The sequence below is a fragment of the Candidatus Zixiibacteriota bacterium genome (assembly GCA_014728145.1).
GTDB lineage: Bacteria > Zixibacteria > MSB-5A5 > JAABVY01 > JAABVY01 > WJMC01.
The window spans coordinates 1-18,699 of record WJMC01000001.1; the positions used below are offsets into that span (position 1 = coordinate 1).

Below are 18,699 nucleotides of genomic sequence, written 5' to 3' on the forward strand. Positions count from 1 at the left end.
CGAACTTTATATATAATGAAAGTGACTCTACCCTTTAACGCTCATAACGGCACCCGGCCGGTGTCTGTGTACCCGGTTTTTTTGTGCCTCATTGGTAGCTCCCGGATGGCAAACGGATTTGCGAGATATTTTAATCTGCTTCTGGCAGTGACTGTGGCAGTCGGCCTGTGCTCAACAACAGGGCTATCCGCCGAATTGCTCTATGATCATATGGAAGTCATTGCCCAAACCCAAAATTCCATTACAGTAAAATATTCTCTCGACGAGAACGCCCTGCTGGCAACTGCCGATAACGGGTCTGTAAGTCATATCCATGGAGCGAATTATATCGAATTCGACAGTTCGTCGTTGATTCCGGTCAGCCCGCTTTTAATCGGGGTTCCGGCTAATTCATCGGTCTCCTGGGAAATCCTCGAAACAGAATGGCATCAGGATTTGACTTATTTCGATAACAGCCTGGTGGGATCGACAGAAACGGTCGAGCTTCGACCACAGACCAAAATCCGATCCCAGACGATTCAACCGATAAATATTTACCCGCTGGTTAACAGCGCGGGCGGGGCTCGTCTTGTGCGCTCGCTTGTTCTCAGGATCACGATCGAGTCCCGGCAATCTGCCACAGCGAGGCAGGCTTTTGTTGACGAGGGCAGTTTTGAGAAACTGCTTTCCGGCCTGTTGATAAATTACCAGCAGGCGAGAGGGTGGAGAACTCGAGCAGATGAAGCGATCTCACTTGAAGCGCAGGACAATGTCTTTGGCCAGTACTCGAACTGGATCAAAATCGAGGTCAACAGCTCCGGTATTTACCAGGTGACAGCTTCCCAGTTAACCTCTGCCGGTATCGATCTTGCTGAAATCGATCCGCGTAACTTCCGTCTTTTCTGGGGTGGTGGCAAACCGTTGCCGGTCTCGCCCGAAAAACCCCGTCCGGAGTTGAACCAAATGGCTGTCTATGTCAGTGGTGAATCCGACGGCAGTTTTGATGCAGGCGATAAACTGGTATTCTATGCTCCGGGACCGGGCTATCCATATTTTGATCAGTCTGAAGGTGAGATGCTGTATTCAAAACATCCCTATACTTATTTCAACGTCTACTATTTAACTTATGATCCCGATGCAACCGCCCCCCTGCGTATGGACACGGTTCCATGCGTTCCCGATGGTTCTGGGACCGAAGTGGTTACTTATAACGACTTCAAACGATTCGAGCAGGATCTTTTCCTGTCGGAGTACCGTGGGCATCTGTATAACTACTACAGCTGGTACTGGATCGATGATGATGATCTCGAGCAATTCATCAATCTCGAAAATATCGATGTTACCGCCACGAATCGCGTGACAATCGGTTACATCGGTTCAAGCCCGTCGGTTTTCGTCAACGGTTTTGAAGCCGAGACCGAGTATGTCAGCGATTACCGGGGTGTGGCGACTTTTGCCAGCAATGCTTTTTCCAATGGTTCCAATCGGATTTCCATTCAAATCGATGGTAATATCCGCGACGATCATCTACTCGACTATATAGATATTGAATATGCTCGTTATTTGCGTATGCCTCAGAGCGGTAACTATCTTTTCTATGGTCGTCGCTTTCCGGGCAGTTTCAAGTATGTAATTGAAAACATTTCTACTTCCGCCGGTTACCTGCTCCTGGATGTCAGCGATATGCACGCTCAGAAAGTGCTGAGTGGATTCGATGTAAACCAGGCAGAGAACCTCCTCGAATTTAAGGTTGACAATCAAACCGGCGCGTTCAGCCGCTACGCTATTGCGGATGGTTCGGCATTGCTGGACCCGGTCGCGTTGACGAAGGTAGATGTCGCTGACCTTAAGAATCCGGCCGCCAGTTACGATATAATAGTGGTTGCGCCGGAAGAATTCATGTCCGCCTTCGAAAGCTATCGGGATATGCGCGAGGCGGAAGGGTTCAATGTGTTCTTGGCTGAAATCGAGGATGTTTACGCTACCTTCTCGGGCGGTATGATCGACCCGGTCGCGATCCGTGATTTTCTCAAGTATGCGTTCGAAAACTGGCCTGCGCCTAAACCTGGTTTCGTGATACTGGGTGGCGACGGTACATATGATTTCTTGAATTTAAAGAGCACGACGCAGAATTATGTCCCGCCATATATTGTGGCCGAGGACAGCACCAACTCCGATGAGAACTATGTCCTGTTCCATTCCGACAAATGGCTCGATTCGGATTCAACTTATCCCGCTGACCGCGGTGTCGACATGATTATTTCACGCTGGCCGGTCAGGTCCTCGGCGGAGGTCGCCCAGTACACGGCCAAATTGTCCGATTATGTTTCCGGTCAGTTCAATGGAAGCTGGCAGAACCGGATTACATTTGTGGCCGATGATGAACTCAAAAATAATGCTTCGCCTCTCTCTGAGAGAATTCATACGATCCAGTCCGAACAGCTGGCCAACGCTTTTACGCCCTCGAGGTATAATCGAAACAAGATATACCTGATCGAGTATCCGCTCGATTCGCGCGGGGAGAAGCCGGGTGCCAAGGCCGACTTGATCGAGTCGATCAACGAAGGCACCGCGCTCGTGAATTATATCGGCCACGGCAATCCCAGGGTCTGGACTGATGAGCATATCTTCCGCAATGAGGATATCTCGTCACTTTCTAATCGCGACAAGCTGCCGGTGATATTCACCGCTTCCTGTTCTATTGGAGAATTCGACAGCCCCTACTCCGAGGGCATGGCTGAATTATTGTTCCGTGCGGTCGATGGTGGTGCGATAGCAGTGGTTGCCGCTACTCGCCTGGTATTCAGCCGGCAGAACTTTGACTACAATTCAATGGCTTTCAATGTCATCTTCTCGGGTGAGGATTACACCCTGGCCGAGGAGGTCTATGTCGCCAAACTGTTGCGCCAGATTCAGTCGGGCCCTAAGGAAAATGATCGCAAATATGTGATGTTCGGCGATCCACTGATGAAAATCAAATTTCCACGGTACAATATTCGTTTCAACTCGGACGATCTTGATTCCCTGTCGGCTTTACAGTTGGTCACGATCAACGGAACTGTCGAAGATGATGGCGGATTGCTTGTCGGAGATTTCGACGGTGAGGTGGAAGTATCAGTGTACGACAATCAGCAGGATAAAATATATCAATTGACCGGTGTTGACGACGAATATAATATCAATTACACCAGTCCCGGGGCCAGGCTTTTCCGGGGCATGACGACAGCTTCGGGCGGTGAGTTCGAGCTCCGGTTCGTTGTGCCCAAGGATATCTCCTACGGTGGAGAAAACGCTCGTGTCTCTGCGTTCGCTATTTCCGACTTGGGTGGCACTGGCGCTTCAGGAGCACTCGATTCGATCGTGATTTCCGGATCTGCGGGAGAAATAACGGATACGCTGGCTCCCGAGATTGAAGTCCTCAGGCAGGATCAATCCCTGACAGGTAACACTCTTCTCAGGCCGGGCGATCAGCTGACCATCGAGCTTTTTGATAGTTCGGGAATTAATCTATCGGGCGAAGTCGGCCACCGGATCGAAGTCAGTTTTAATGATGACCCCAAGTATATGTTTGATTTGACAGATGAATTTATTTATAATCCCGGATCATATCAGAAAGGGGAGGTTGTGTTCACCGTGCCCGATATCGACAACGGGAGCTATTCACTCAAAATCAAGGCCTGGGATTCTGCCAATAATTCAGCCCTGAAACAGTACGATATCTCGATCGGTGCTCTGCAGGGCCAGTCCATACTCGACCTCTTCAATGTGCCCAATCCGTTTGTGCTCAAAACCCAGTTTGTCTACGAACTCTCTTTCGAGGCTGATCAGGTTGCGCTCGAGGTATTCACGCTGGGTGGCAGAAAGATTCATACCATAAAAAATTTACCTGGACGAATTGGCGAAAACATTACTGATTTTTACAACGGCACCGACCGCTATGGAGACAAACTCGCTAATGGCATTTATATATATAAACTAAGTGTTACCGGAAGCGGATCATCGGCCGATAAAACGGTAGAGAAATTCGGAAAATTTGTAATCTTAAGATAGACCTTGTGGAGGCCCGAAAATGAAAAAAATCATTATTTTAACTATTGCCATGCTGATCCTGGTATCATCTGCCAGCCAGCTTCAAGCCGGCGTTTCCGACGCGGCGGTCCTGTTTTTGCGTATTGCCGCAGGCGCACGCGCGGCCGGTATGGGTGAGGCTTTTGTGGCGGTCGCTGATGATGCCACGACTACGCACTGGAACCCTGCTGGTTTGGGGATGTATCCGCTTTCAAGCGAGTACCATACCTACAAACTCGGTTTCAATCCACATATAGTCAATTTGGCTGAAAAGATTATTCGGGACAAAGTCGACCCGGATTTTGAGGAACGCTACCGTGAATTCGTGTTCAAAGCTGACGGTATCTACCGTGACTTCGGAGACAGCATGGTTTCCTATGAGTACCATGAGCTCGACAAAAACCTTTCAGTCCTGAATTATGTCGTCAACAATGTCTCCTCGGATGAGCGTGAGACGCTCAAGAGGGCTGTCCGGGAGGTGGCTTTTGCCAATACCGGAGCTACCTTTGAGCAGATCAATGAACTCAGGTTGAAAATGCTTGAGTATACAGACGAGAGCGAACTTCGCTCCGAAATAAATCGTGAGTTTGAGACCCTGATTGCCGCCTGGCAGGAGCATCGGATCACCGGCGAATCGATCGAATTTCTGCGGGAAAAAGTAAACTTTACTCTTGAAGATAAGCAGTTGACCGCTCCTGATTTTTCCTCGATACAGGCGGTAATGATAAGAATAGATCAGCAACTGCGAACAGATTCAATCAAGGTGCCCTACAGCCTGCTGTTTTCTTACTGGAAAGATTTTGCTTCTCCCTGGCGGAAACAGCTCAAAGAGGTCGCCCTGGTCGAGAATGGCATCCCGGAAAGCAACTATAAAAAATACGATATTTGGGGTATCTCCTCGGAAGGTCTGATTCATTTCGACGGTCAGGACTGGCTCAATGGTATTGAATACCGACCCAAGAGCAGTACTACTATTGATGAAGTGATTTACAATCAAATCGGGCTTGAGGAATCCGAACTTCTGGATCAAAAAAAGATGGAACTGGCTGACTTCAACAGCTCGGTTAAATGGGACCGACTCAATGAAGTATTTGATAGCCTGAGCGCTACGATACCGGAGGACAGCCTCGGTGAACTGCGTGACGCGCTCGAGCAGGTGCGCGGTTTCTGGCGGGACATGACCGCCGACCAGGAACGTTTGTCTTCCTTCTTAAGAGAGATCGAATCCACCCTCGAGGGTGATTCACTGACAACCGAGGATTATGATCGCTTTCTGTTTCTGGCCGCCAGGATAGACCGCCGTCGTTTGCCCGATGAGATCATCATCCCGTTTTCGATGGTGCTCGAGAGCGAACCGACCAGCGTGGCCGGCACCGGGAAATATCTATGGGTCGGCACTGTCGACGGACTCTTTCGCTACGAGGTCAAAAAGCAGTACTGGCGCAAGTACACGGTCAATGATGGGTTGCCTTCAAACAATGTAAAGTCCTTGTCATCTCCTGATAACTCCAGCCTGTGGATTGCTACAACTAAAGGAGCGGCTTTGTACAGCCGTGAAAAATGGACTCCCTATGCCGCAGAAGCCGGAATCAACGATTCCACATTGTACCTGATCTATGCCGCCTCCAGCAAAAATGTCTGGCTGGTCGGCGAAAAGGATATGTATCACTTCAATGGCGAAGCCTGGAATGATTCTTACGTCTATGAGACTGCGGTCAACGACAGTGTCGGGAGCGTCATCCGCGATTTCATCGGTTTTTCCGATCGCACCTGGTTTTCGAATCGCGAGACCATGATGGAATACCGAATTCCCAATGAAGGTGGATTGATTGACCCTGGCACCGAGATCGAGTTGCCGTACTCCTTCCTGTTAAATCACCGCATCAACAGCCTGGCCTATGATTCCGATGATCGCCTCTGGCTCGGCACCGAGCAGGGGCTTAAGATCTTCCAGAAGGGCCGGACGACCTGTTTCGGCTACAAGCCTTATAGAGTCGCAGAGCAGATGGATGTCGAGGCTATCGCGGCTGATTTTCTGGGTACGGACAACCAGGCAAAAATCGATCAGCTCGCTCGCCGGATTCGTGATTATAACGGTTATGGAAGCAGCAACAAAGTTCCCGCCGGCGAAGTCGTCTATGTCTATAATAACTCGCTGGGAAGTGAAATCGGTCCGGTCGAGAACGAGGGTGGTCGAGTCTTTATCGGCACCCAGTTCGGGATGATCGTTTACGCCGGTGATAAATTCAATTATTTCTATGAGGAAGGTCTCGAGCGCCAGCAGGCGGTCGATATCGAGACCGAAGGCGGTGAAATCTGGTTTGTCACCCCGGGCAAAATAGTGATCTTTGCTGACGCCAAGTCGGAGATTACCGGTATGCACGCCAACTGGCTTCCGGAACTGGCCGATGACATCTATTATGAATTCCTTTCATACATCCACCATCTCGGACAGGAATGGGGCACGATCGGGTTGAGCGTCACCTTCCTGAGCTATGGTGAACTGGTGCGTTCAGATCCCTACGGTCGGATCATGGGCACGTTCAACTCATTCGATATGGCTGTGGGTTTATCCTACGGCAAGATGATGACCGGCAACCTTTCCGCCGGTATAACCGCCAAGTGGATTTATTCGCGCCTGTCAGACCAGGGTGCCGGTAACGAACTCGGTGAGGGAACCGGATCATCTCTGGGAATCGACCTGGGACTTCTCTATCGTCCCACCAAGCGTCTCAATCTGGGGGCGACAGTTACCAATCTCGGACCGGATATTTCCTATATCGACGCCGCCCAGTCGGATCCACTGCCTCGTAACCTGGCGCTCGGTTTCTCGTTTAAATTGATCGACAATCCCTACAATCGTCTCATGATTGTGGGTGAAGTTAACAAGATGCTGACCGGTCTGGATGACGGCTTCTCAGAAGAACTCAAGGAAGCTATCGAGAATGTCGGGTTCGAGTACTGGTACGGTTCCTTTATCGCTTTCCGTGCCGGTTACATCTACGACCAGGTAGGCGAGGTCAAGACACCGACTCTGGGTGTGGGACTGCAATACCGCGGTTTCCGTTTCGATTTTGCGTATATACCGTCATCGGATACGGTTCCGTTGGCCAACACAGTCAGGTTCTCACTGACTGGAAGAATATAGTATAGGAGGAGAGTTTTGCAGGTACGACTAACAATCAGATTCGCAATACTCATCTGCACCGGACTGTTGTACCTGGGAGGTATGACCGCGACGGCCGACGTGCTCTCGATCGATAACCTGACCAAGTTACCGGTCGAAGAACAACATGGCCATCATCATCACAGCGGATTCGAACACGCCGTCTCACAGCAGAATCTGCTCGGGCTCGAGCGGGATGCTAAATCCCTTCTGCCGGTGAGTTCGCTTTCGGCGCTCAATCCGAGAGTCCTGAAAATCTGCGCTATCAGGGTACAGTTCAAATACGAGGAGCCGGATGATCCCAATACCACCGGACGCGGTCACTTCGATTTTCGTGACTATGATACATTTGTGGCCGAGGAACGCCATGCGGTCGACCCGGCCCCGCATAACCGACGGTATTTCGGTAAACACATTGAAGCCCTGCACAATTACTGGTACACCGTGTCAGGGGGCAAGGTCATCCTGACTGGTGATGTCTATCCCCTGATTGATGACAGTGTTTACACGCTCGATCAGACTATGGGATTTTACGGTTCGCAGGAGCCCGCTAACGGCCTCGGGCAGTTTTTCTACGATGCCCTCAGGCTGGCTGACAAAGATGATGATATCAACTGGAATGAATATGATGTCTTCATGGTGTTTCATGCCGGAAGCGACCGCCAGAACGATCTCGGATTCCCGGAAACATCTTCCGATTTGTTCACCGGCTTTCTGATTATGGGGGCGCCGGTGCCGGTGGAGGACAGTACGATTGGTATCCTGGAGGGAATCGTGATGCCGGAGACCGTCTCACAGGACAACCGCGCAAATGCCTTAAACGCCGTGATGGCTCATGAATTTGGTCATCAGCTCGGCCTGGTCGACCTGTATGATACCCGTACATTTACAACTTTTATCGGCGATTATTCGCTGATGGACAACAATGGTTTCGGCACCGGAGTTGATCTCGGATTCGAGCGGACACGAACGATTTTAGGAACCATGCCGATCTATCCCGATGCCTGGTCGAGGGCATATCTCGGATTTGTCGATATCGAGGTAATCGAACCGGGTCAAAACTTCCCGCTCAAGGCAGCCGAACTCGATCCGGGGCCTGACAAAGTTTACAAGATCCCGATTTCCGAAAATGAATACTTCCTGATTGAAAATCGTCAGACCGACCTCGACGGTGATGGTGCCAACCTCAAAGCCGATATCGACACCGCCGGCGGAAACATCCCGACCGGCGTGATCCTCGGCCCGGCGCCAGGTTTCGTACCGCCCGGACAGTCAGCGCCACTGACCCGTGAATACGATTTCTTGATTCCAGGTTCCGGGATGGTGATCTGGCATGTCGATGAAACTGTTGCCTGGGATGATTACGATGCCGACGGTTTGAATAATTTCTATGACAACGACCTGCAGTGGTATTACTATGACCTGGTCGATACCGTTAATACCTGGAAATTCAGGCCGTTTCTGCGCCTGATCGAAGCTGACGGTATTATCGATTTCGGCGGAAATTACTACACAAATTTCGGTCGTCCGGAAGATCTTTTCCATGCCGGCAACAACAACCAATTCGGGCCGAACACAAATCCCTCGACACGCTCCAATACCGGCGCGTATACCGGTATCGATATCTACGATATCACTGCCAGCGATACTTTGATGTATTTTGATTACGAACACGAGATCAAGCTGGCCGGGTGGCCCCGGCATACCGACAGCTCTATGTATCCACCGGTTCTCTACGATGTCGATGGTGACCAGGTTGATGAGGTGTTTGTTTCGGGCCAGAGGTATATACTGGCATTTAAGGCCAACGGTGATTTCCTGTTTGAACCGACAACCGGGTCGTATATAATCTCCAGTCGCCGGGCGCTACCCCCGGGACCGCTTTCCGACCCGATTCATACCGATACACTGCGGGCGATCGGGATGGTAGATTCCGGTGATGTCATCACCACACCGCCGACAGTCGCTGATCTGGATGGCGATGGTGTGGCTGAGGTCGCTGTCGGCAGTGAACAGGGCAAGATTTATCTCTGGAGCCTGAGCGATAGTGATGGCGATGGATTTGTCGAAAAGCTCGCCGAGATCGAGTTTTCTGCTTATGAGATTTCGGCTGATTTGATTGTTGCCGATGCTGACAATGTCAATCCCGGGCTCGAAATTGTCGCCGGTAATATCGAAGGCGAAGTCGCTTTCTTTGATGCCAGCGGTAGCGAACTGAACAAAATTTCAGGCATCGGGCCGGTCAGACAGATCGTCTCCACAGCAGATTTTAGTTCGGCCTGGGCGCTGGTATCCGCAGAGGGAATCCCCGGCCTGTACGAGCTGGTGAACGTCAATAATCCCTCGGTCACCAGCGAACTTGGTTCCGATATATTAGGAATCAGCGCTGGCACGGTAGATACCATCGGCACAAAAGTCGTCACAGCGGTAAGCCGTGACGGCAGGGTTTATATATACCGGGACGAATCCGGGCAACTGGTCGACTACAACATGATCAACCCGGTTCTGACCGGCAAGACGTTTTCCTCGCGACCGGTGCTCTATCCCGCACTCGAGAACTACTCTCGAAGCCAGATTTATATCTGCGGTGACAATATGTTTTACGGTTACCATCTCAACGGAACACCGCTTGAGAATTTCCCTCTTGAAGTCGATCGTCATGAACCAGCCGGCCATATTACTGCTTCGCCTGTGATCGTCGATATCAACAACGACCGTTATCTTGATTTTATTCTTGGTACCGCTGAAGGTGAGCTTTTCATGCTTAACGAAAACGCTGAAATTCTCTCGAATTCACCGCTGGCGACTCCGCTTTCGGTTTCTAATTCGGCTGCGTTTTCAACGAAGTCGCATCGCGGCACGGGCTTTGGCAATCTTTATCTCAATACCGATGACGGATTGATTTACGGATTTTTGTTTCCGGCTTATGATTTCGGATCGCTGGAATTGTACAGCCAGTATGGGGGAGCAAGCCATCATCGCGGATATTTCGAAGGGACCATGAAAGCAAGCCAGGCAGAAAAAGGTTTTCTGGCTTATTCATATAATTATCCAAACCCGGCTGAGGATTTCACTACCATTAGGTTCGAGACCTCCGAATCGGCAGATGTCAATCTTCGTTTCTACGATCTCTCCGGGAGATTGATCTATGAGCACGAGATGCGGGTCTCGGGCGCGATGCCGTCGGAATTCGTCTGGAACACCGAAGAAGTCCCTCCGGGTGTATATCACTGCCGGCTGGAAGTCAACAGCGACGGTGGTTCGGATATCAATATGTTCAACATCGCAGTAGTTAAATAAAGTAAGGAGTCATTCATGACCAGCAGATTGTTTATCACGTTCTCCTGCCTGTTTCTGATTTTTGGCAGTTGCCTGTCGGCCGCCGACAGCGAAAACGAAATCGGCGGATTCATGCAGGAAAGTTCACTCGACCAGATACGCGAACTCGAACGTCTGACCGATCGGGATTTGTTGTTCGCAGATGATTTCAATGATTTCCCGATGTTCGAGGAGGATATTTATGAACTCCAGCATCATTCCAGCGGACGAGCGTTCCTGTATTCATTGATGTTGCCCGGCGCCGGTCAGTTGTACACTAATTCCAAGCTCAAGGCGGCCTTCTTTCTTGGGGTTGAAGTCTTCAGTTGGTACCAGTATTATACCAGTTACACTGATGGTCAGGACCTCGAGGACGAATACGAAGCTTTCGCAAAATCTTACTGGGATGTGTCTCGCTACCAGGCCTGGCTTGTTGAGGTCAAGGGTGTGATCTCCGATGACAGCGCGTATACCGGCTCTGATGGTTTTGACAGTACGTTCACTCACCACCTGCCGGAGAATATGACCCAGCAATATTACGAAATGATTGGTAAATACGATCAATTTCTGTTTGGGTGGAAGGACACCGACTATGCCACCGGCGATAATGTCTCCGACGCGCGCCAAAGCTATCTGGATATGCGTGCCGAATCCAACAGCAAGTTCGATACAGCCCGAAACTATGCCATAGTCTCGATCGCCAACCGTATTATTTCCGGTTTCGAGGCGGCATTTGCGGCTCGCAGGTTGAACAAAAAGACCGACCGCCTGTCGCAAATCCGGCTCAAGGCCAAGCTGGCCGATTATTACGGCGAGAGGATTCCTAAACTCGAGTTCACTTATAAATTCTATTAGATCGATGTTATAATGAAAAAATTATACTCAATACTACTGCTGGTTATAATACTGCCTGTAATTGCTCCGGCCGAAGATTCGGATTGTATCAGGCGGATAGATCGAAACAATGTATTCTTTGCCTCGCAGGATGTCTTTGCCCAGGCGGATGATCTCAATGACAATCCCGGCGTTCTCAATGAATTTGAAGATAACGAGGGTGAAAAATCTGTCGGGCGGGCGATCCTGTATTCCCTCCTTTTACCCGGGCTGGGTGAATGGTATTGCGAGCGAAAGGGCCGGGCGGTTTTCTTCTTTGCGGCAGAAGCCGGAATCTGGTCGGCTTACGCTCTGTTTAAACACAAGCAGGGCTGGCTCGAGGATGACTATATCAATTACGCTGTCCAGTATGCCGGTATCGATCCGGACGGCAAAGATGATTTCTTCTACGACATGCTGGCCTTCTATGAAAACCGTGACGAATACAACAAAGTCTCCCGGGTCTACACCAGGACTCATCCGTTTTTCCCGGAGATTCCTTCGTGGGACTGGCAATGGCATTCGGATGACCATCGGCTTCGTTACCGAGATATCAAAAATGACTCCAGGGCCAATGGTCGCAATGCCAATTTCGCCCTCGGGGCGGCCTTTGCCAATCGTATTATCTCCGCCATTGATGCATGGCGCACCGCCCGGGCTTACAACCGCCAGTTTTCGCCCCTGGCAAATTTCCACCTTCGTTTGACCCCTTCACTGGCTGAGGTCATTACCGGTGGGGGCAGTCTCGGTATTATGGTTAACTACGAGTACAAGTTCTGAATTTGATTGACCTGGACCGATTAAAATGCATACTTTTATGTATGCACGTTAATTTTTCAATTCTGCGTCTGAACATGAAAACCATCGTTGTTGCTCTGGCGGTTTTTATGACTGTTCCTCTCTGCGTACTGACCGGCCAGGATTTTACGCTATTCGATTCTGTGCGAGCAGTGGATTCTGTAGAACTTCATGACGTTCCGCTCATTTATCCTGGTACTATGGTGTCCAGTGAGGTCGAATGGTTTATCGATCTGGATGATAATATTATTCTTCTGGAACGCGATTTGAGCCGTATTTCCAAATTTACGCCGATGGGGAAACTGGTTACTTCGACAGGAGCTTTTGGTTCAGACGTCGGCTATTTCAATGATCCATTGGGATTGTCTTCACGCGATAACGGTCTCAATTACTACCTGCTGGATTCGGAGAATTATCGAATTGTGCGCCTGAATTCAAACCTGCAATGGATCGAACAGATAGATTTGAAGCGCGAGTATGGAAGCCATACGCTCGGGATCCTGAGCGGATTCAGTGTCAATTCTTACCTGGAGATTTATATTACCGATCCTGACAACGATCGGATTCTTCACCTTGATATGCACGGGGATCTGTTAGATGAAATTGAGCTCGAACCAGATTGGGGCTCCGGTTACGTTCCCGGACGAATAACGATTTCTTCCAATGATCAGGTGAGTCTCTGCCTGGCCTGTGATCTTAAATCGTGTTGCAGGGCGGTGGAGTTTGATAACCTGAATAATATCGATACGGTCAGGACCAGGATTTTACAGCCTATTTCTCTTTCTGGCGAAAGACATATCTATAACGAATATGATGAAGATGATCTGATGATATACCGCAGATCTGTTTCAAAGGATTTCCGTATGCCGGAAGATTTGCCGGATCAAGTGTCCAGGGAAACGAAATTTCTTTATTTCCTGTATGAAGAGAGTCTGTGTATCTTGAATTTGAAAAACAGCCAGGTATGGATCTATGATCCGGTGTGGAGATGATTGCCGCATTTTTGGTAAAATTTTCCTGTTTGCCAGTTTGCTTCTGGTTTTATGGCAGACGGTTCTTTTTGCCGAAAGCAATACTCTTGAAATAGAACTGGACAGTAACCTTACCACAATCAATCTGCCTGACAGAAATATCTTCAAAAACACATTGCGGGTATACGTCGATAATGAGCTGTATGATATTGATTCTTTGGCCCGGATCGACTATTCTGAAGGTGTCCTCTTTTTTGAGGACTCACTTCAGGCTGATACGAGATTGAATATCAGCTATGAGTACCTTTCCTATGATCTCCCGGATTATTTTCGAACTCGTGAGCTGTCGCTCGACAACCAGCCGAGAAAGCCACCTCCCGAAATCGACGATCCCGAAACTAAATCCACCCGTGAAGATGACAGACACCCCCATGACAGGCAGTTTCACCTCAGCGGATCCAAGTCGGTATCGGTCACAGCCGGTAACCTGGAAGATCTGGACCTCGACCAAACTTTGAGCCTGAAGCTTTCCGGCGAACCGGTCGAGGGGGTCAGGCTGACCGGTGCCTTGAGCGATGAAGCTCGTCCCGAAGCGGGCGGAATCTCCAGCTCGCTGGAGGATATCGACGCGGTCTGGCTCAAGCTCGAAAGCAAATATATCAACTCTCAACTAGGTGATCTTAACTATAAAAACAGATGGGGCGATATCGCCCGGTTCGACAAGCGTCTCAAGGGCGTCGATTTGAACCTCTCGACAATCCCGGTCTCGGCGAGGGCGACATTGTCGGGACTCAAGGGAAAATTTCGCAGTGTCAGGATCACTCCGCGGGAGGGTGTCAACGGACCGTATGTGCTCCGCGACGATAACAACCAGCGTGTTGCGCTGGTCGGCGGTTCGGAGAGGGTATATCTTGATGGCCGGCTTCTGACTTCGGGGGCATCCAATGATTACGTGATCGACTACGCCCGTGCCGAGATAACCTTCACTCCACGAATCACGCTCAGTTCAAGATCGCGTCTTGTAGTCGACTATGAATACCTCGACCAGTCCTACCGGCGGGGTCTCAATTCAATTGAATTGACCTTCAAGCCGTTTGGCGAGAACCTGAGGCTGTCCTCCGGTTACCTGGACTATTCCGATGATGAAAGTCGCCCCGTCGATTTTTCGCCCTCTGACTCCGACCTGGTGCTTCTTCGCAGTGCCGGCGATAACCGCGAGCTGGCTGTTCGTGACGGAGCCACCAAAGTTGAAAAGGGCATGGGTGACTTTATCCAAAAAACCGATTCGAGTGGAAATCTCTACTACGAATTCGCAGGTATTGACCAGGGTGATTACGATGTACGCTTCACGCGGGTCGAGGCCGGTCAGGGCGAGTACGTTTATCGCGGAGGCGGTAACTATCTCTACCTCGGACCCGGTCAGGGAAACTATCTTCCATTGCAATACCTGCCGTTACCTGAATCGAATCGCGCCGTGTTTGGCCGGATTGAAGCAGTTGCTGACAGATGGCTTGAAGTCGATACCCGCATGGCACTTTCTGATCACGATAAAAACAGCTTCTCAGTTTTGGATGACGTTGACAACGAGGGCGTTCTGATCGATACTAAAGTCAGCCTGACTCCGGTTGACAGCACTTCGGACAGTAAATTCATAAGCGGGATTAAAACCGATCTCAAATACCGTAGCGAGGATGCTGAACTCAGCCTGCCGGGACGCCTGCGCCAGGTCGAAAGGGAACGCAAATGGGGGTTGCCGGTCGACACAATCTATGATCGCGCGGAAGAATTCGAGATCAGTCAAAAGATTACAGTACTTGATTCAGTTCGTTTCGATGCTGACTGGGGAAAATACAAAGATCGCAATCGAACAGAAGCGGAGAGGTACAAACTCGGTTTATCGCTGTCGTTATTCAAAAACCTGCGATTTACATTTTTACGCGCCGATCGCTTGAGTGAGCTCCTGACACAAAACAAGTCGGGTCGTTTATACAACGATCAGGTGGAACTAAAGTATGCTCATAAAGATCTGGTGCTCAGCCTGGGATGGGAGGATGAATCCGATGATCGCCCTGAACTGGCTGACTCGATAGCTGGAATCAGGTTCAATAAATACATTGCCCGTGTGCAATATGATGAAATTGCATTGCGGTTCAGCCAGCGCGAACAGTCGTCACTGCAGTCATTGCGCCGGAATACATATATCGATCGAACTTTAGAATCGAAGCTTGAGAAAAGGTTATTCGACGGCAACCTCATCCTCAAGGTCGATCTGGCGGGACGCTATCTCGACTACCGGCATAATGACCTGAGTGATTTGAGCGAGATCAAAACCAGTTCCAGCCTGCGAATCGAGCTTCCCGCGCGGCTGGGAAATGCATCCCTGTCCTACCGTCTCAATCGCCAGCAGGTCAGCCGCCTGGCAAAGAACTTTATCAAGGTCGCAGAAGGCCAGGGCAATTACCGTCTCGAGGATTCTATCTATGTACCGGACCCGCTGGGTGATTACATAGCGGTCGATGAATTCCTGGGTGCCGATCAGGTCGGCCTCAAATCCGATAGAAGCCTTTCCCTCGATCTCGACCTGATGAAAATTCTGGGAAAACCGGGTATGTTCAGGAGGATGCAAAGCGAAACGGTCTTCAACCTTAGAGAGGAGGGTGACCAGTCTTACCGCCTGAACCTGTTGTATCTCTGGCCATCATGGCGAATCTATCCGGATTGGAGATTGTTCTCGGATTACCGATTGCGTCAGTATTTCAGGATTCACAGTGTGTCGGGCTGGCAGCTAACTTTAGGATATGAGGAAACCCTGCAAAATGACCGAATTCATGACCGCTCAGGCGAAAAGCATACCCGCTTGTACATAGGCCGGATGGCTACTTCGCTCAATGCAGGAATTGACCTGAGAGTTGAATATAATCATAAACGCGAGAAGGAGAACTCCGGATATTTCGGTCAGGCGGATTTCGTGGAAAATGATTTTAAAACTGAATTCAACTTTTGCTGCCTGCACAACGTCAGACTGCGAATATCACCCCGTTACCTTACAGATAGAAGTGACTCCGATGATTTGAGTGCCGATCTTGTGGGCGCAAGTATTGAACCGGGCTGGGAACTGTCAAAAAGAGGTAGATTGCAGTTTGATTTCAGCTATTACAATGTTTCCGAAAAAAACGACCGCCGGATACCGTATCAGTTTGCCGCGGGTAATCGACCCGGGGACAATTACCGCTGGGGAGCGAGCTTGAAAATAAATTACAACCAGTCAATCACCTCGCAGTTGACATATCGTGCAGATCGAATAGCCGGTTTGTCCACTCGTCACAAACTGACTGTCAGTATGAGGGCAACGTTTTGAAGAATCTGTTTGGTGTGATGGTGGCAGTCTTCCTGCTTACGTGCACGGGCTCGTACGCGCGGGAATTGATTTACGACGGCGAGGTTCTGCCAAAAAGCGAAGTTCAGGCTTGGTTTAACACACTCACTTCCGAAGGAGCAATCGATTCATCTGAATTCATGGTAGAACTTCGTAAACTGGCGGAGAGCAGGGGACTCTTCGATTTCGAGGCGGAGCTTGTCCCTGTGGATAAAGATCGCTATCGACTCCGGCTTTTAAAAACTGAAATGTATTACATACGGGAACTTGATATATACTACCAGGGTGACAGCCTGCCGGAAGTGAATGAGAAACTGAAAAGAACCTTCCGCAATCGTCCCGCAAAAAGAGAGTTGATACTTGCTCTGATGAAGCAGGCGGTTGAGTTAATGAATACTAATGGCTACCCGTTTGCCCAGTCACGAGTAATCGGCCTGGAAAAACTTGAGCAGGCAGGCCTTGTGATAAGGCTGGAAATCATGACCGGCCCGGAGGTTCTGATCGATTCGGTGCAGTTTGTTACCGCTGGCAGTATCTCCTCTGATTTTCTGAAGAGACAGATCGGTTACGATACAGCGTTTTTGTTCGATCAGCGTTTCATCGCAGACTCACGGCGCAGTCTTCTGCGCCTGGGATATATTTCATTCGCCGGGGAGATTGAGGAACGTTTTTACGACAGCAACAATCGTTGTCTTCTGATATACAACTTAGATCGAGTCAGCTCCAACTATATTGAAGGTGCTCTCGGCTATGATCCCGGGAATAAGAATCGTGAGAGTTCCCTCTATGGTTTTCTGGATTTACGGTTTTATAATCCATTTGGTGATGGCAAAAGCTTTTTCGTCAACTGGGACAAACCGAACCAGACCAGTTCTGAGCTGAAGCTGAGACTGCATTATCCGTATCCGCTCTCATCCGGGTTTAAACTCGACCTGTCATTGTCTCAACAGGAATTTACCGATCTGTACATCTCTTTTAAGGGTGAACTCCAACTGAATAGTCGTCTCAACCGGGCTAACCTTCTGACCGTGGGATTTTCCACACAAACGATCACAGCTCAGGGCGAAAACTTCGGGGGACTTTTCGACAGCCGGGTCTATGGTGCATCGGTTGGATTGGAATGGTCCAGTTTCGAAGATTTACGTAATAATTTCGGCCACAGCCTTCAGTTTCGATTTACCTATCTGCACAAGCGCCTGTTTGATACCAAGGGACACATACCTGATAGATACAGTGATGATCCGTTTCTGGCCGAAATTGGGATGCGCTGGGCGAAAAAGATTTATCATGGGTTGTTCATCTCCAGCCGTCTGAACCTGGCCGGATATTCGCAGGACCAGACTGTACTGGCACCCTCTGAGATGATCAAGCTGGGCGGACGAGAGAGCCTGCGGGGATACGCCGAACAGCAGTTTTTGACATACCGGGCCGGATGGTTCAGCCTCGAAACCGGATACAACACGACGGACAACTTCGCTTTTTACATCTTTAGTGATTTTGCCGTTGCCCGCTTGCGGGATATCGACTCGGATGAGATGGATGAATATGATGATGAATTTCTGCAGGGGACCGGGATCGGCCTGCGCTTGTACTCTAACAGGACAGCACTTGATTTGAGCTATGCTGTCAGCCGTGGCAATAAGTTGTCGGATGGACTCTTGTACCTGACCCTGAAAAACAGCTTTTGATCGGTGATCGAAATTATGCAACAGGTGATTGCTCACCCTTCTTTTTATGAAACCGAAGAGTTGTTTTCATGTACTATAAATAATCGAGAGGATTTCGCCTGTGGGGAGTTAACTGAGAAAAATAAACTGTCATGCTGGAATCAGCAATATGCGGATAAACTGATGTTTTGATTCAGCATGAAAAGTTTGCGCTTGACTATCCTGTAGTGTTGAAATATATACAGATCTTATGAAGCCTAAGTTGTTATCAATATTTATCTTATCGATTGTTGCCTGTTGCTGGGGAAACATCTCTGCCTCGGAACTGTCGTTTGAAGTCACGCCCTCGACACAGATTCTTCATGTCGGTGATACGTTGACGTTGACTATGACTGTCTCGGTCACAGGTAATCCCGAGAACTACGATGCCGAACCATTGTCGAAGCTCGAGCTTCCCGGTTTCTCGACTATCGCGACCTCACC

At 49.6% G+C, this 18,699-nt stretch carries 9 protein-coding genes; all 9 read left to right on the plus strand.

Going from position 1 to position 18,699, the window contains the following annotated elements; all coding sequences use genetic code 11:
• Positions 1-15 precede the first annotated feature (15 nt).
• Entirely contained in the window at positions 16-4,029 is a 4,014-nt protein-coding gene (gene porU, locus GF404_00005) for a type IX secretion system sortase PorU (protein MBD3380552.1), read from the plus strand.
• Between the two features lie 19 nt (positions 4,030-4,048).
• A complete protein-coding gene (locus GF404_00010; protein ID MBD3380553.1) occupies positions 4,049-7,195 on the plus strand; it encodes a PorV/PorQ family protein in 3,147 nt (1,048 codons plus the stop codon).
• Between the two features lie 15 nt (positions 7,196-7,210).
• Complete coding sequence (locus GF404_00015; GenBank protein ID MBD3380554.1) at positions 7,211-10,513, plus strand: T9SS type A sorting domain-containing protein; 3,303 nt, start codon at positions 7,211-7,213, stop codon at positions 10,511-10,513.
• Positions 10,514-10,528: 15 nt separating this feature from the next.
• Positions 10,529-11,386 (plus strand): hypothetical protein, encoded by an 858-nt coding sequence (locus GF404_00020; GenBank protein ID MBD3380555.1) that lies wholly within the window; start codon positions 10,529-10,531, stop codon positions 11,384-11,386.
• A 12-nt stretch (positions 11,387-11,398) separates the two neighbouring features.
• The gene (locus tag GF404_00025) at positions 11,399-12,184 is read left to right on the plus strand and encodes a hypothetical protein (GenBank protein MBD3380556.1); all 786 of its coding nucleotides are present in this window, start codon (positions 11,399-11,401) and stop codon (positions 12,182-12,184) included.
• Between the two features lie 74 nt (positions 12,185-12,258).
• Entirely contained in the window at positions 12,259-13,194 is a 936-nt protein-coding gene (locus GF404_00030; GenBank protein ID MBD3380557.1) for a hypothetical protein, read from the plus strand.
• Positions 13,175-16,531, plus strand: coding sequence for a hypothetical protein (locus GF404_00035; GenBank protein ID MBD3380558.1), 3,357 nt, complete (start codon positions 13,175-13,177; stop codon positions 16,529-16,531). Before GF404_00030 ends, GF404_00035 begins: the two co-directional genes overlap by 20 nt.
• Positions 16,528-18,237, plus strand: a complete 1,710-nt coding sequence (locus GF404_00040) for a hypothetical protein (GenBank protein MBD3380559.1) — start codon at positions 16,528-16,530, stop codon at positions 18,235-18,237. The genes GF404_00035 and GF404_00040 overlap by 4 nt, the downstream gene beginning before the upstream one ends.
• A gap of 229 nt (positions 18,238-18,466) precedes the next feature.
• The coding region (locus tag GF404_00045) for a hypothetical protein (GenBank protein ID MBD3380560.1) at positions 18,467-18,699 on the plus strand (233 nt) is incomplete at its 3' end.

What these genes read in the sequence shown, in the direction of transcription:
- porU (MBD3380552.1), top strand. Translation starts at nt 16, where the DNA reads ATGAAAGTGACTCTACCCTTTAACGCTCATAACGGCACCCGGCCGGTG.
- GF404_00010 (MBD3380553.1), top strand. Translation starts at nt 4,049, where the DNA reads ATGAAAAAAATCATTATTTTAACTATTGCCATGCTGATCCTGGTATCA.
- GF404_00020 (MBD3380555.1), top strand. Translation starts at nt 10,529, where the DNA reads ATGACCAGCAGATTGTTTATCACGTTCTCCTGCCTGTTTCTGATTTTT.
- GF404_00025 (MBD3380556.1), top strand. Translation starts at nt 11,399, where the DNA reads ATGAAAAAATTATACTCAATACTACTGCTGGTTATAATACTGCCTGTA.
- GF404_00030 (MBD3380557.1), top strand. Translation starts at nt 12,259, where the DNA reads ATGAAAACCATCGTTGTTGCTCTGGCGGTTTTTATGACTGTTCCTCTC.
- GF404_00035 (MBD3380558.1), top strand. Translation starts at nt 13,175, where the DNA reads ATGATCCGGTGTGGAGATGATTGCCGCATTTTTGGTAAAATTTTCCTG.